This is a genomic window from Neobacillus terrae, assembly GCF_011393025.1.
Lineage (GTDB): Bacteria > Bacillota > Bacilli > Bacillales > Cytobacillaceae > Neobacillus_A > Neobacillus_A terrae.
The window spans coordinates 52,843-69,097 of the sequence record NZ_JAAOEO010000020.1 but is presented as its reverse complement, the minus strand read 5'-3'; the positions used below and the strand labels follow the sequence as shown (position 1 = coordinate 69,097).

The 16,255-nt window shown below is 38.5% G+C and carries 11 protein-coding genes and 1 pseudogene; 1 reads left to right on the top strand and 11 read right to left on the bottom strand.

Annotated features, from left to right (window positions below; all coding sequences use genetic code 11):
- Positions 1-149 precede the first annotated feature (149 nt).
- The 11 genes from G8761_RS21170 to solA form a co-directional block, all read right to left on the bottom strand.
- Positions 150-977, bottom strand: coding sequence for a pentapeptide repeat-containing protein (locus tag G8761_RS21170; RefSeq protein ID WP_166029959.1), 828 nt, complete (start codon positions 975-977; stop codon positions 150-152).
- Between the two features lie 207 nt (positions 978-1,184).
- Positions 1,185-1,766, bottom strand: a complete 582-nt coding sequence (locus G8761_RS21165) for a YitT family protein (protein WP_166029958.1) — start codon at positions 1,764-1,766, stop codon at positions 1,185-1,187.
- Positions 1,767-1,828: 62 nt separating this feature from the next.
- Positions 1,829-2,671 carry a hypothetical protein gene (locus G8761_RS21160; RefSeq protein ID WP_166029957.1) on the bottom strand — a complete coding sequence of 281 codons (843 nt, stop codon included), beginning with the start codon at positions 2,669-2,671 and terminating at the stop codon, positions 1,829-1,831.
- Positions 2,672-3,045: 374 nt separating this feature from the next.
- Positions 3,046-4,179, bottom strand: coding sequence for a DUF2515 family protein (locus G8761_RS21155; RefSeq protein ID WP_338001010.1), 1,134 nt, complete (start codon positions 4,177-4,179; stop codon positions 3,046-3,048).
- Positions 4,180-5,652: 1,473 nt separating this feature from the next.
- Entirely contained in the window at positions 5,653-6,660 is a 1,008-nt protein-coding gene (locus tag G8761_RS21150) for an agmatinase family protein (RefSeq protein ID WP_166029955.1), read from the bottom strand.
- Entirely contained in the window at positions 6,602-7,930 is a 1,329-nt protein-coding gene (gene hutI, locus G8761_RS21145) for an imidazolonepropionase (RefSeq protein ID WP_166029954.1), read from the bottom strand. Before hutI ends, G8761_RS21150 begins: the two co-directional genes overlap by 59 nt.
- A gap of 15 nt (positions 7,931-7,945) precedes the next feature.
- A complete protein-coding gene (gene hutU / locus G8761_RS21140; protein ID WP_166029953.1) occupies positions 7,946-9,616 on the bottom strand; it encodes a urocanate hydratase in 1,671 nt (556 codons plus the stop codon).
- Positions 9,617-9,733: 117 nt separating this feature from the next.
- The gene (locus G8761_RS21135; RefSeq protein WP_166029952.1) at positions 9,734-10,918 is read right to left on the bottom strand and encodes an AraC family transcriptional regulator; all 1,185 of its coding nucleotides are present in this window, start codon (positions 10,916-10,918) and stop codon (positions 9,734-9,736) included.
- 80 nt (positions 10,919-10,998) lie between these two features.
- Entirely contained in the window at positions 10,999-12,558 is a 1,560-nt protein-coding gene (hutH, locus tag G8761_RS21130; protein WP_166029951.1) for a histidine ammonia-lyase, read from the bottom strand.
- A gap of 46 nt (positions 12,559-12,604) precedes the next feature.
- On the bottom strand, positions 12,605-13,981 hold the full coding sequence (locus G8761_RS21125) for an MFS transporter (protein ID WP_166029950.1): 1,377 nt from the start codon (positions 13,979-13,981) through the stop codon (positions 12,605-12,607).
- Positions 13,982-14,199: 218 nt separating this feature from the next.
- Positions 14,200-15,330, bottom strand: coding sequence for an N-methyl-L-tryptophan oxidase (solA, locus tag G8761_RS21120; RefSeq protein ID WP_166029949.1), 1,131 nt, complete (start codon positions 15,328-15,330; stop codon positions 14,200-14,202).
- 182 nt (positions 15,331-15,512) lie between these two features.
- Between solA and G8761_RS21115 the strand changes: the two are divergent.
- Positions 15,513-16,255, top strand: a pseudogene (locus G8761_RS21115) (ZIP family metal transporter).

Here is a 16,255-nt window from a genome sequence, read left to right as displayed (position 1 = left end):
CAATGGTAAAACAACAACCATTATGGAATTGCTGGCAGCACAGTGGCAAAAGTAAATAGTTGTATAAAAAAAGCAACACCTCACCAAAAAGGGGAGTTATTGCTTTTTGCCTTTGTATGTAAATTCTAAAAGTAGTCCAATCAAAATTTCTATGGAACCCAATGTACTGGAATGCATAATGATGGCGGGAGCTTGGTATTTTTATCTCCATTTGCTGAGTTTATCTGTGCCTGGGTAAGAAAAATACTTCCTGTCAGGTCGGCTCCGCTTAAATCGGCGTCTCTTAAGTCGGCCCCAATGAAATCACAATATCTCATATCACTGTCACTAAAGTTTGATGCAATTAGCAGGGCCCCTCTAAAGCTGCTTCCCCTAAGGTCAGCACCCTTTAGTTTTGCTCCAATCAGGCTTCTGCCTTTTGCCAACTCCCTTCCATTTTGCTTAACCTTTCCGCGAACCAATTCACTGGTTTTAAGCAATAACTCATTAACCTTTGCTCTATGCATTGGTATATCCAAGACCAAAATTGCTTTAGGTGATAAGGCCGTTATCGCTTCTGTCTCCTCTATGACATTTTGCAAATCACCATGAATAGGCTTCGTCACTTCCAGGCCAAGCGCTTTATTTAAATAACAAAGCATTTCATGAAGCTGCTGCATGATAGGAAATACCTCAAACATTTCCCTTGCTATCTCAGGATTTTGCCGCCAATCCTTTCCCTTATAAGTAATTTGGGAAACCTTTTGTCCTGCACCAAAGCATTCATATACCGTACAACCCCGGAACCCTTTCTCCCGAAGGTTTTTATGTATTCCACAACGATAGTCTGACTGCAAATTTGGACAAGCTGTGCCTCCATTTTTATCAAAAGCAAAATCAGCTGATTTTGCATATGGCAATACTACACAGCATAAGCCAAAACAATTCTCACAATCTGCGCGCAGATTGATACTTTTTGAATTATCAACGTCTGTCATTCTAGGCACTTCCTCTGTTTCAATGTTTCTAATTAATATTATATAGGGTGTAATAGAGGCATAAAAGGTTTTTTTAACCGCACTAAATCTTGAAATCTCTTTAAAGCTCTGGAATAAAGGCTTAATTTTCCAACTAGGACTGGTTGCAGAACTTTCAGATTCAAGGTTTCTTATAAAAATAAAAAAGCAGCTTCTGCCGCTTCTCATTTAAATATAAATTGTGATACTTTTTATAGAAGTAATAATAATAGCCGTTGCCCCTACAATTGAAACAATCAGCATCGAGTATAAAAGTCTTTCGTCTCTTAATATGATGACTCCAAGACCGATAATAATTGTGTCCAATATAAGCACTGCCACACCTACATTAATTGAAAGCATTTTTGAAATCATTAAAGCAAGTAAATCTATTCCACCTGGGCTAATATGCTCTCTTAGCATAAAACCCACACCTATCCCAATGAATGTCCCCCCAAGGAGCACACTTATTAAAATAGGTAAATTGACAATGTGCTGAATGGGAGTTAAAAATCCAACAATAATACTTGAAACCGTAATCCCCATTATTCCATTCAGAAAATAATCCTTATCATACATACCGGCAAATATAAAAACCGGGAAGTTCAAGCATGTAAAAGTGACCGCAAGCTTAAATCCAAGTAAATAATGCAGTATTAAACTAACACCCCAGAAACCGCCATTTATAAGATGGATGGGAATAATAAACCCATTTATCCCAATGCCAATTAATATACTAGCAAAAACGGTTATTACTGCTTTTCTTAACATTTCACCATCCCTTGTCCATTCTTTTTTAAATTCATATGGACAAACACATCATATATGCCTTTTCATGAGTCAGATTCAGAAGTGTCATCAATAGGGATCTCAACAGCTGAACTTTCAACTTCCTCTTCTTTTAGAGCTTCATTTTCTTCCTCCTGGTCTCCTAAAGAAGAAGAAGCTGTATTTCCAGGTAAAGGAACGCTTCCATAGGTAGCTCCAATATTTAATGCCCCTCCTAAATCTTTTATTCCTACTGTTCCTATATTATTATTCAGCTCGTATTTTTCCAAAAAGAACTTATCAATGTATATATCTTTGGTTACAAACTGAGCTTTACTTTGTGTCTCGCTATCAACTCCCTTTTGAATAACTGCTATTTCTTCCTGAGTAGCCTCCAAACTGTGTATTATACTAATCTGCATCTGATTCACTAAAGTGAGGCTCGTCTCCAGCATGGTGTATTTTTTATAGAGATCAGCCATTTGACTATCTATTTGAGACGATGACTCTGATTCCATCACATCTGATCTTTGATTCTTTTCTTCCATTAGAGAATGAATGATTCGTTTCATCCTATCTATTTCGGCATTTTGTTTTTTTATCTGATCTTCCATTGCTATTTGATTGTTTTCTTTGATAAAAGAATGGATGATTTGTTTCATCCTATCTATTTCAGCATTTTGCTTATTTATTTGGTCTTCCATTAATCTAATTTTCTGCTTGTTTTCATTTGGCTCCTGCATTCTTTTTGTCTCGAAGCGGTCTTTTAAAGTGAGAAGCGGTCCAAGCTTGTCTTCCATTTTTAAAAGGCGGCTTAGACGAACTTCAAGGGTATTTACTCTTCGTAATAGCTTTTCATACTCATTTTGTTCCGGCTCTTCACGTTCGCCTTTTTTGAAAAAACCCATCAGTTGCATCCCTCCCAGCCTACACCCTATATTTTATTTATATTTTTCCAAACTAGATTCATAACCAACATACTAGAATGTAAATAGAGGTTTTTTTATACTGCAAAAATATACCGCTCATTTTTATTTTGGGTGGTTTCCAGATATTATTCCATATCCTCTGTTATAATAGCTCTACTTTGCTGTGGTGGGGAGTTTTGGAATGTACATGAATTGTTTAATCATTTTCACTTTTATTTTTTTTAAGACTCATCGCTTTCTCATCAAAAACCTTCTAAACAAATTATGCTCTGGTCATTTCGCTCCATAATATAGAGATCAAATCAGTGTCAAACAGCAAGGATAAAATAATAGAAGGAATATAAGCTTTAATCCTATATAAACAAGGCTTTTTTTGCGAGTGAGGCAAGTTCAAGCATTTCAAGCGTTTTACAGTATTCATTTTTTATCTCTCCGTCAAGCATTTCATTTTCTTCCATAAGGTAATCAGCTATATTCCAGTCATTAAACCAGTCTCCAATTTCTGCCTCTTCATTCTGTACATTTTTCCATGCTATTTGAAGACTAGGGCTGTAAATTTTATTGGCACCATGCCGAAGCTGACACGATTGAAGCCTGAGCTGATAAGGAAATCCCGGCACTTCTTCGTTTGTATTATTGTAAATATGTGGCCAGTAATCCTTTCTTGAACCTGTATGTGGATGTTTTATTGCCCATTCCCTTATCTCTTCCATTCTTGTTTTATCCTGAATTAAAACTCGGTACAGCCTTTTACCCAGCAAAATTCTTTCGTGAAGTGAATCAAAGTGATGCACTGTTTTACCAATAAGGTGCTTTTGTCCATATGGAAAAAGAATATGGTTAAAGGAGAGCAAATCCTGTAGTTTAAACTCAAGCTTATTAAACACTTGCTTTTTAAAAACAGAATGCTGAACCACTCGTTTCTCTATATAGTTTTGTTCATTAACAATAAGGGCAATCGTCAAAAGATATGTTTTCTTGTACCTCCAGAAATAATCCCAAACCGTTTCCATAAAAGTGGATACACCTAGGTGAGGCAATAAATAAAATAGGGGTTTACTACTTCTTAAGCTTTCCTCATAAAGTAAAAGCTGTGGAAAGGCATCCTGGAAAATAAGCCAATTTCCCCTCTCCAAAAAATCAAAAAAAGACTTAATTTCCCTATTAGATAATAATCTTGTTAAAAATTCTCCTTTAAGATCTGTCATGTTCCAGCCGCCATTTCGTGAAACCATATGTGCTAGTAACGCCCAATGGATTTCTGGATGCCGCAGAAAAAACTGTAAGTAAGACTTAGTTCTAGTAACATTATTTAAATTTTGCTCATTCGTTTGCACTCTAATATGTTCAAGTAATAGTTTATCTGAAGGCTTCAATCTCTTAGTTATATTCTTCTGTTTAAACTTATTTTTCAGCTCTTCCTTGATTATTTCATAAGGGAGCTTTTCCCGTTTCCGTAATAAAAATATGATAAAAACCCCTTTCACAATCTCCTCCATTTGAACATGTGATAGTTACATAAGACGATAATAATCAGGAGGATTGAGAAGTCATACTTATAATTTATTAGGACTCATTGAATAACATGATTCATCTATTATTTATGCAAAAAAAATAAGGCTGCCTGAGCAGCCTGCAAATAACTTTTTTAACGGTATGACTATCTAAAAACTTTATAAGGGACATCAAACGTAAACCATAGGAAAAATATGAATACAACGGTACATATCCAGGCGGCCAAAGGTTTTCGATAATGTATTCTCAGAATGGTAAACATAACAAAATTAAATAAAACAGATCAATAAATACTCCAGCCATTAAAATATCTAATTAAATGTGTCTTTCTGTCAATCAGCTCATTAACAAAGTATATAAGGACCCAAAAAGTAATATATAATGCCTTTTTAATTTTACCTTTATCCGGAAACTTGGATAGTAGACAGCGATTGTTGCAGGGTATTTTATCAGCATGATCGATAGAGATACGTGAGCATTCGTTAATCCTATTTTCTTGTCAAAACCCTAGGGTGTGTACTTCCACATTGGATAGACATCCGATAAAAAGTAAAGATAAATAAAGTTCCCTAGCAGGAAAAACAAATATGTAGGATAATATTTTGACCAGTTTTTTAAATTTCCCCATTTAAACAATATAAATAACCAAACAAACGAATACATGGCATTCCACATAAATTGGCACCTACTTTCACTCAAATAGTAAGTGCCATTTTTTCCCTCTTTATAGCAGGTCTTTTACCGTGTTTTAAAATTCATCAAATGAAAAAACTGTTCCCTGAGAACAGTTACTTTTTTAGCCTATTTTGACTTCAACTCTAAAAGATGAAACGTTTGGTTCGCTATTAGTAGAAAAACAACTGTAAAAGCGAAATAGAGAATAGCCCATTTTTTCTTTTTTAAAATCCATTGCTCAATTCCGAAACAAAGCCAAAGGAGACTAATAATTAGTTGTGAAAGTCCATTATAAAAATAATCTACATTGTTATCTCTAAGTGAATAAGCGCCTAGAACAAAAAAGAGGATTGTAAATATCATTTGAACAATTACTAGAGATTTAACTCTATTTTTAAAAATCCCCCTGCCCACCCTTTTCACCTCAATTTCTTTTTAATATTTATCGATATTCATTAAAACTTAAAATGGAGAATGTTTCTTTTTGACTCTGTTACACTTGAGTGCTGATTTCCGCTCTCTGCGCTCTCTCATAAAAGTTAATAGTATGATTTATAGTGGTTTTGATAAACAAGTAAAGCAGTGGTACCAACAATATTGATTCTATAATTGGCCATAGTCTTAATCCTATTGCTTATTAAAGAAAGAATTCATTTTTAACACCTCTAAATATCAATCTATGTCTCCCTTTAGATATCGACTACAATTTTATTCCGCATGATGTATCAAATACCCTTTACGAAACAAATCAAATTAAAAAAATCTGCTCATTAAGAGCAGAAATTACTGTGCCGCATTTTCATTCCGGTTAGAAAGGTTAAAAACACGTGGGTTCCTAGCTTTACGGTTTGTTGGACAAGTGTATCCCGTAAAGGATCAAGACAAACGATATCAATAGCCTTAACCAATGGATGCCTTCCGGCTGCCAGTACCCCTTCGAGCAGCTCCTGTGTTGTCATGCCCCCTGGTGTTGAAGCCGGTACCCCTGGTGCATAGGCAATATCCAGCACATCCATATCCACAGTTAAATAAATGAGATCCACCTTATTCGAAAGCTCATTAAGACACTGTTTTACCGTTTCTTCTATCCCCTTTTTCCTCACCTCCCGAAGTGTAATATAATTGACTCCCTTTTCCTCTGCGTATATCTTTAAGTCCTTTGTATTAAAAAAACCATGGAGACCAATATTGTACATATCGCCTCCTTTGACAATCCCGCTTTCAATCAAATTCCTCATTGGTGTACCATTAGACGGACCGTTATCAGCAAGACTTCTTAAGTCAAAATGGGTATCAAACTGAAGTATTCCAATTCTTTTTTCAGGGGTCACTTTGTGCATTCCTTTGACCATCATGGCTGTAATGGAATGATCACCACCTACTGCACAAATCATAGAGCTTTTAAAATGTTCGTGAAGGGCTGCTGAAGCCTCTCTAATATTTTCATGGCATTTTGCTATATCCGTTACATGCATTGGAACATTTCCGGCGTCTAAAGCCTTCATTTCAGATAAATCTATGTCGAAATCGAGATTATAAGTTGCAAATCCTTTCCAGGCTCGTCGAAAGGCTTCGGGAAACTCAGAAGCTCCCGAAGCGCTAATCGATGAACGTGATAAAGGAACTCCAACAAGAACAACATCAGCATCCTGGCTGTTTTCATGGGAGTAATCGGCCAGAGGCTCAATCCATTCATGAACTTTCTCTGTATTTCCCTGCTCAGGCCTTACCCATGAAAAACTGGGAGGTACTAGTTTTGGATAAAGAAAGTTTTTCAATTAAATTTCCTCCTTTGACTACCAGCCGGCCATTTTTAACGACAGTGTCGACATGATTAACTCCATATAAATATTGCAGCTTCATGTAGTTTGGAACATTGAAAATAGTCACATCTGCTTTCTTTCCTACTTCCAAACTGCCGATTGATTCAGGACGGTTAATAGCATGTGCTGCATTAATGGTTGCGGCAGCAAGAACTTCTGCCGGGGTCATGCCCATTTTGAGGCAGCCAAGGTTCATAATGAAAGGCAGTGAAACAGTTGGAGATGAGCCAGGGTTGCAATCAGTTGATAGTGCAACAGCCACTCCTTTATCAATCATTTTTCTTCCATTTGCGGACTCTGCCATTAAAAAATATGCTGTGCCTGGCAGCAGAACGGCGACGACCCCTTTTTCCGCCATTGCTTCAATTCCTTTATCAGAAGCTCTTAATAAGTGGTCCGCAGAAATCGCCCCAACTTCAGCTGCAAGCTCCGCACCTTCATAAGGTTCAATTTCATCAGCATGAATTTTAGGAGTTAAACCATATGTTTTTCCAGCCTCTAAAATCTTTTTCGACTGTTCTGGTGTAAAAACCCCTTTCTCGCAAAATACATCATTAAACTCCGCCAGACCAAGTTCCGAAACCTTAGGAATCATCTCGTTGATAAGGTGATCTACGAACTGATCAGTGTTCTCTTTATATTCTGCTGGAACGGCATGTGCGCCCATAAAAGTAGAAACCACATCAACTGGATGCTTCTCGTTGAGCTCCTTAGCTACCTCCAGCTGCTTCTGCTCGGTTTCCCATTCCATACCATATCCGCTTTTCGCCTCAACTGTTGTTACTCCTTGCAGGAGAAATTGATTAAGTCTCTCATAGCTTTCATGAAAAAGCTCTTCATGGGATGCTTTCTGTGTTCGAGTAGTAGTTGCATAAATTCCGCCGCCGCTATTCATAATTTCCATGTATGTTGCACCTTCAAGCCTCATGTTAAATTCATTCTCACGGCTTCCGGCATAAACAAGATGGGTATGTGGATCAACCAGTCCAGGAGTCACAAGCTTCCCGGACGCGTCGATTATTTGAGCTTCAGTTAAATAATTTTTATATGTTTCAAAAAGTTCTTTATCTGTCCCTACAGCTTCTATCACACCATTTTCAATCCATATACTACCGTTTTCAATAATACCCAGTTCGGACATTTGTTTTTTTACAAGAGGAGCTTTTGAACTTCCTTTTAATGTAACCAGTTGTTCAGCGTTTCTTATAAAAATTGGTTTATTCATATCTTTTACCCCCACTTATTCCTGATTGAGCATCGGGATATGGATGCCTTTTTCCTTTGCTGTTTTGATAGCCAGGTCATATCCTGCATCAACATGACGGACAACACCCATACCAGGATCAGTGGTCAGCACTCTTTGGAGGCGAATCTCTGCTTCCTTCGTTCCGTCTGCCACAATAACCATACCTGCATGAAGAGAATATCCCATTCCTACTCCGCCTCCGTGATGAACGGAAACCCAGCTCGCTCCTCCAACTGCATTAATCAACGCATTTAATATTGGCCAGTCAGCCACAGCATCACTTCCATCTCTCATTGCCTCTGTTTCTCTGTTAGGTGAAGCAACCGAACCAGCATCAAGATGGTCGCGGCCAATAACGATGGGGGCTTCCAATTCTCCTGATGCTACCATATCATTGATGATTTTTCCGAACCGAGCCCGATCCCCATATCCCAGCCAGCAAATCCTTGCCGGAAGTCCCTGGAAGCTGATTTTCTCACTAGCCATTCGAATCCATTTGCAAAGCGGTTCGTTATCCTTGAACTCCTTCAGCAATACTGCATCTATTTTACGAATATCCTCAGGGTCTCCTGAAAGCGCCGCCCAGCGGAATGGCCCCTTTCCTTCACAGAACTGCGGACGAATATATGCTGGGACAAAACCAGGGAAGTTAAATGCATTATCCACACCCTGATCCTTCGCGACCTGGCGAATATTGTTGCCATAATCGAACGTGACCGCTCCCTTCTCCTGCATGGCCAGCATAGCCCGAACATGGTTTGCCATACTTTCCTTCGATAAGGCTACATATTGGGCGGGATCCACTTTTCTTAGTTCTGCAGCCTTTTCCAATGAATATCCTTCTGGAATATAGCCGTTTAACGGATCGTGAGCTGAGGTCTGATCAGTCAGTACCTCAGGGATAAATCCTAACTTAATCATTTGTGGTAAAATTTCAGCTGCATTGCCCAGCAAGCCGATTGATAAAGCTTTTCCTTCTTTCTTGGCTTCCTGCGCAATCCGAATCGCTTCCTCAAGACTGTTTGTTTTTACATCAAGGTAAGCGGTTTCAATTCTACGATCTATCCTTGATTCATCCACTTCAATAGCCAAACAAACTCCCTCATTCATGGTCACAGCAAGAGGCTGGGCTCCACCCATTCCTCCAAGACCTGCTGTTAAGGTAATCGTGTGCTTGAGTGTTCCTTCAAATTCCTGGCGAGCAAGCTCTGCAAATGTTTCATACGTTCCCTGTACAATGCCCTGGCTACCAATATAGATCCAGCTTCCTGCTGTCATTTGCCCGTACATCATCAATCCTTTTTTATCGAGCTCATGAAAATGCTCCCAATTGGCCCAAGCTGGAACAAGGTTTGAATTGGCAAGCAAAACCCTTGGAGCGTCAGCATGAGATTTAAAAACAGCAACCGGCTTCCCTGATTGAATAAGCAGCGTTTCATCATTCTCTAATTGAAGGAGTTCTTTTACAATGGCATCATAAGCCTCCCAATTACGGGCTGCTTTACCGATACCTCCGTACACCACCAGATCTTCAGGTCTTTCAGCAACATCTTCATTAAGATTGTTCATGAGCATCCTTAGCGCAGCTTCCTGAATCCAGCCCTTGGCATGTAATTCCGCGCCATTATAATTTTTTATTACTCTTTTATTTGTATCAGTCGTCATGTTTCCACTCCCATTACATTAGATTAGTTAAGTATCCTTAAACAGCCTAAGGTTACTATTCTATTTTTAATCCTACTAAAAAAGCACATAACTTCATCTAGCATATGTTGTGTATTTTTAGCACAATCTTGCTGAACGGTATTCTTTCGGACTCACATTAATATATTTTTTAAACAGCCGGCTAAAATAATTGGCATCGGTGAAGCCCACAAGATTTGCGATTTCCTGAACGTTTAATTCTGTATTTTCCAAGTAATACTTGGCTTTATCTATTCGAACCTTGTTTAAAAAATCGATGACACTTATACCTAATTCTTTTTTGAAAAGATGACTGAAGTGAAACTTACTTAGATGACAATAATGTGCTACTTGTTCCAGTGTTATGCTCTTCTGATGATTTAATATTATAAAGCGAATGGCAGATTTAATAGGGGGAGAAACATCCTGAATAAGAATACTGGCAGCCTGTTCGATTAACCAAATTGAATATTCGCATGCTTTTTTCGAAAATTTGTCATAGCGGATTACTTGGTAGAGTTCCTGAATGTAATAGGCGCTTTTCGTTAAAACAGCAGAAGGGTTTACTCCCATTTCTAGAACCATCCTCGATATAACAATCAGTAAATCCACTACTTCAGCTTTAAAAACTTCTTCATCAAAATTACAAGCATAAGACACCTGCTCCATATATCTTTTGATATGCGAAACGGCTCCTTCCACGTCTCCAATCCGCACAAGCGCCAAAATTTCTGTCCTTTCCCCAGTCAACGGGGACATCCAGGTCTGATTCTTTTCTTTAATTGATTCAGTATGAAAAATTAATTGATTTCCTTGAAAAAATCTTCCTGACATTGATTTCTTTGCTTCAGCAAATGATTGATGTAGCATGTTTGGCTGATCATAAAAGTTCCCAATACCAATTGATACAATGATATCGATAAAATCAAGGCCCTTCTGAATCTCTTCAGCGATTTTTTCAACTTTTCTTTTCTTTCCATCCTTATCTGGATGCTCAACTTCGAGAAGAAGTGCAAGCACACCCTCCTCAACCCACATCCATAAATAAGGTATGTTAATCGTGCATTCTATTTCCTCTGTCAGCCGCTGTCCAATTTTTATTTTCCACTCTTCTTGCTTCCCATAGGATAATTCAGGATATCGATCAATCGAAATTAACATGACCACTTGCGGATTTATGTTTATTCCGTACTTTTCATGAAATTGTTCTATTTTTGCTACATGAACTAGAGTTCCTGAAAGCAGCAGCTGTGAAAAAGCAGAACGAACCAAACCAGTGCTCATTGGCAAGCCTCCTTCTTGATTATTATAAAAAAGGAAGCTTTTTCACTCTGTCTTCCAGAGCAAAAAAGCTTCTAATCTTCTTACCATTCAATTTCTCCAATCATCATTTCGACACATTCAAGGATTTCTCCTTCATGTACCATTTCATTAACACTTTGAATATCAGTATAAAAATAGCGATCCTCTGTTACGGCAGGGACTCTGCTTCTGACTAATTTGTGAATATCACCTGTTACAGGCGATGGTTTTAGTGGCTGATGAAATTCCATTGCCTGGGTAGCAGCAAGAATTTCTATAGCAAGAATAAACTCCATTTTCTTTGAGGCTTGCCATGCCTTCTTGGAAGCAAAATACGCAAAGCTTACTAAATCCTCCTGGTTGGCACAGGTTGGTATATTATCTACCGTTGCCGGATGGGACATTGTTCTTATTTCATTTAATAACCCTGCAGCTGTGTATTGAAGAATCATATAACCGCTATTTAAACCAGGATGCATGACCAGAAAACTTGGAAGCTCACTAACATGATAGTTAAGCAGGCGATCAATTCTTCTTTCAGATATTTTTGCTAGATTGGCAAAAGCAATGGTCATATGGTCTGAAGAAATCCCTACATATGTTCCGTCAAAATTGCCCCCCATCAAAGTGGTACCCTCATCTTCTGAAAAAATAATAGGATTATCGCTTACAGATCCAATTTCATTCATAATGGAAAATTTGGCATCCTTTATAGACTTTTTTACCGCCCCGTGAACCTGTGGTATACATCTTAAGCTTAATGCATCCTGAAGTCGATAATTTTTATATATTTCAGTAATTTCACTTTCCTTAAGAATTCTAACAATGTTTCCTGCTGTTTTAGCCTGTTCTTCGTGCTTTTTTACTTGATGTGTACGAGGGTCGAAGGCTTTTATGGTTCCTTTTAAAACTTCTAAAGACATAGCAGCCGCTAAATCAGCCATTTTTACTGACTGTATCCCGTTGTATAAGGCCAGAGCAGCAAGTGCCGTAACTGAGGTAGTACCGCTTGTTAAAGCCAGTCCTTCTTTACTGCTTAAGATTAAAGGATGTAAACCTGCGAGGTTTAATGCCTCTCTACCCGGGAGCAGTTTACCTTGGAACCAGGCCTTTCCCTCGCCTGTTAATACTAAAGCCATATGAGCTTCGGGTGATAAGTAGCCAACAGAACCTTCACCTGGAGCATATGGAAACACACCTTCATTTAACATCGACGCTATAAGTTCGAGCACCTCCAGACGAATACCTGAATAACCATGTCCCAAATTAATAAGAATGATCACTTGAATGGCTCTAACAACCTCTTCTTCTAAAGGTTCACCAACGGAAACGGCATGTGACCTGATAATATTTTGTTGGAGGGTTTGGGCATCAGTTAATGAAATACTTTCTGAAATATTGCTTCCAAATCCAGTGGTTACGCCATATATAGCACGATTTTCACTGAGAAATCTCTCAATAACTTTCCTTGAAGTAAGAACTCTCTCTCGGTACTCCTGACCAAAACAAACTTTTGCTTTATATCTTGCTATTGCAATAATTTCATTTAGGGAAATATCATTTTTTCCCAGAGTTACTTCGTGAATCTGTTTTGGATGCGGCAGGGTATCTATGACGTTCATCTTTCAACCTTCTTCCCTATTAGGAAATATAAAGCATGAAGCTTTTTCAGTTTTTTATTTCAGCCGAAGGCATTTGTCCTTGAAATTTCAGCGCATTATCGCCCACTGGATTGCTTGCTTCATTCAAAGCCAACGATTTTGTCTCTGGTGCCCAAGCAATGGAAACGATTGTCCCGATTAGCAGGACGATCGACATTCCGATCATGGAAGGAACCAAGCCGAAAGAGTTAACGCTGACGGGCAATAAAAATGTCCCTATCGCAGATCCCACACGACTTATTGCTGTAACCACGCCTACTCCCGTGCCCCGGATCTCAGTCGGGAATAGTTCAGCTGGATATACCAAAGTTAGGTTTGAGGCTGCAGACATGACAAAAGTAAAGATTGAAAAAATAACAATGGCTGCCGTATAGGACCCGGCAGGCAAAACACTTAGAATGAATAATGTAACTGTTAGAATGACGAAAGAATAGATAGTAAAACCTCTTCGCGACAGTTTCTCAGTGCACCATAACCCTGCAATTGCGCCGACGAGCAGGAATATATTCAAAAACATATCCACCCCGAATGTTTCCGTAAAGCCCATCTTTTCCAAAATGGTAGGTAAAAATGTGTAAATAGCGAAGTAAGGAATGACCTGACACACATAAAACAAGCCACCAAAAGCAGTGCGTCTCCAATGATGCTTATTAAATAATTCTGTTGAACGAACAGAGGATTCCTTATCCGCAGAAACATTTTCATCCATTACTATATTTGCACCTAGATATTTTCTAATAATTTCATATGCTTCTTCTTTTCTCCCCATCATTAGAAGCCAGCGCGGTGATTCTGGGGTACCAATTCTTAAAACAAGTACAATAATAGCCGGCACAGCAGCACTAACAAGCATCCAGCGCCATGAATCTGGTCCAGTTTTACCAAGATAGTAGCCGATAACATTTGAAATAACATATCCTACCGTCCAAAGTACGTTTAAAGATGACAGTAGTACTCCCCTGTACTTCTTTGGCGCAAACTCTGCAAGCAGCGTTGAACCTACCGCATAGTCACCACCCAATGCAAACCCAATTAAGACCCTCAAAATGAAAAGTGTAAGTGGATCCTGTACAAAAAATTGGAGGGCTGACGCAACAGTAATGATGATAAAGTTTGTAAGGAATATTTTTTGTCTGCCAATTTTATCAGATAGTCCTCCTAGTAACAGACTCCCGAAAAAGAGGCCAATCAGGGCTGATGCTCCTAGTAAGCCATTCCAAAGTGGCCCCAGCTTCATTTGGGGTCCAAGAAGGGAAAGGGCCATTCCGATGATACCTAGTGCATAACCATCAGAAAAATTAGCTCCAAATGTCAAGGCAGTGATTCGAAAATGAAACTTATTTAATGGTGCATCATCTATTAAAATTACCTTTTGATTACTCACTAAAATTACCTCCTAAAATTTTTATTTGACTATTCTGAAATTTACAAAAGCACTTACTCTCATGTATTTTTTCTTTCCTCCCCTGTTAAGTTTCGTTAAAGCGCTTACAATAGTTTTAGAATTTTACATTAGTTAGGTAAATTATAATGAGTGTACCAAAAAATGGCTCTAGAATATCATTCGAATTAATAGCACAATATTGCTGCAATAAATTAAAGTTATCTATCGATTTTAAAGGCAGACAAGTCGTGATTAGTTTTTCCTTTAACAATTAAATCTGCGATAATTTCACCAATTACACTGGAAAACTTAAAACCATGTCCAGAAAATCCAGCTGCAATTATGGCATTGGGGAACTGCATATCGCGATCGATAATAAAGTCTTCATCTTTTGTTAGTGTATAAAAGCATGTGCTTCCTTTTAATAGTCTTCCGTTTCCTAAGGGGATAAATTTCTTTAAAAAAGAACGTACATCTCCTTCATCTTTTGGATAAAAACCGTAAGGCATTATCTTCTTATCAGGATCTATTTTTTCACCGCCATCATGACGCCCGACTTTTATTCCTTTACCATTAAAATCCGGAAAACCATAATAGTGTGAATGAAGACAGTCTACAGTAAATGCAGGAAAAGCTTTTGCAGAAAATTGTCTACGGTCACATTCAAACCAGGAAACCGTTTTGCGAACAGGCTGGAGCATCGTCCCTTTTCCAAGATTGCTTAAAAATTTTTGCGCCCATGCTCCCGCGGAAATAACCACAGCATCAGCATAATAGGTATTTTCATTTGTAGTTATCACAGCGCCACTGGAGCAAAGTTCAATATTTTTAACTATCGTATATGGTTTTATTATTGCTCCATGCAGCTGTGCAAGCTTCTTAAAGGCTCTGATACAACTTTCACTAAATAACACTCCGGAGCTCCGCTCAATACAGCCAATATACTCCTCCGGCAAGGTAAATCCGGCCCAATTTTCTCTTATTTCCTCACTTGAAAGTACCTCTATGGGTAACGAATGCTCTTTTGCACTCTTAATTACTCCTTCTATAAAAGATGAATTTGGCGGTCCTGCTGAAAGCACCCCAGTTGATGCGAATAAATTTATCCCCGATTCTTCCTCAAGTTCCTTCCAAAGCTTTTGAGCACGAAGAGCTAGCGGAACATATACACTTCCTTCTCCATAGGCATGACGAATGATTCTAGTCTCTCCATGATGGCTTCCATTCTCATGAGGCGGGTTATTCCTATCAAGAAGCAATGTGTTAATTCCTAATTTTGATATATAATAGCCAGCAGCCATGCCCATTGAACCTGCCCCTACTATTACAACTTCATAGTTTTCTTTCAATGCCGATCCCTCTCAGATTCATTTTAATTATTACTTTACATTATTGGTAAAATTTATAGAATCAAATTTTAAAAAATTTTTTTAAAACTAGACAACTCTAGCCTCACTCCTTCATGGTTTCTCTAATTTTACGTTTATCTAAGAAAGTAAGGGGTAGTTGATTTTTGTAAGGAGAGATATAAATGTGGTCTGCGGCGATGTGGGTTGCGATTTCAGGCTCTGGGGTGCTTTTAGGCGCCTTAGTGTATATGTTTATCTCCATCCCCAAAAAAATAATTGGATTAATTATGGCATTTGGTACAGGTGTTTTAATTGGTGCGGCCTCATATGAACTGCTTGGTGACGCAGTTAAAGATGGAGGCATTACACCAACAAGTATCGGATTTGTATCAGGTGCGTTGGTTTTTACGATCTTTGATTATGTAGTTTCGAAAAGGGGTGCCTTTCATAGAAAACGGTCCGGGCATAAAGCTGCCGAAGGTGGAGGTCTTGCCATTTTTGTGGGAATGATAATGGATGCTATCCTGAATCCATTATGATTGGTGCGAGTCTGCTGGAACAAGAATCCGTAAGTTTCCTCTTGGTTATCGCTATTTTTATAAGTAATATTCCTGAAGGATTATCGAGCACGGTTGGTATGAAAAACAGCGGTTATTCGAAGAAAAAGATTTTCCTGCTTTGGATTGCTGTTCTCGCTATATCTACCCTTGCATCCTGGGAAGGATATTTCTTTTTAGATGGAGCTTCGGAAAATGTTATGTCCGCTATCGCCGCTTTTGCTGGAGGAGGAATCATCGCGATGATCGCTTCCACAATGATGCCGGAAGCTTATGAAGACAGCGGCCCAATGACCGGTTTAATAGCTGCTCTCGGTCTCTTAGCTTCATTAATTCTTGATCACTTTTCTTTTAAAAAAACTCCTTAA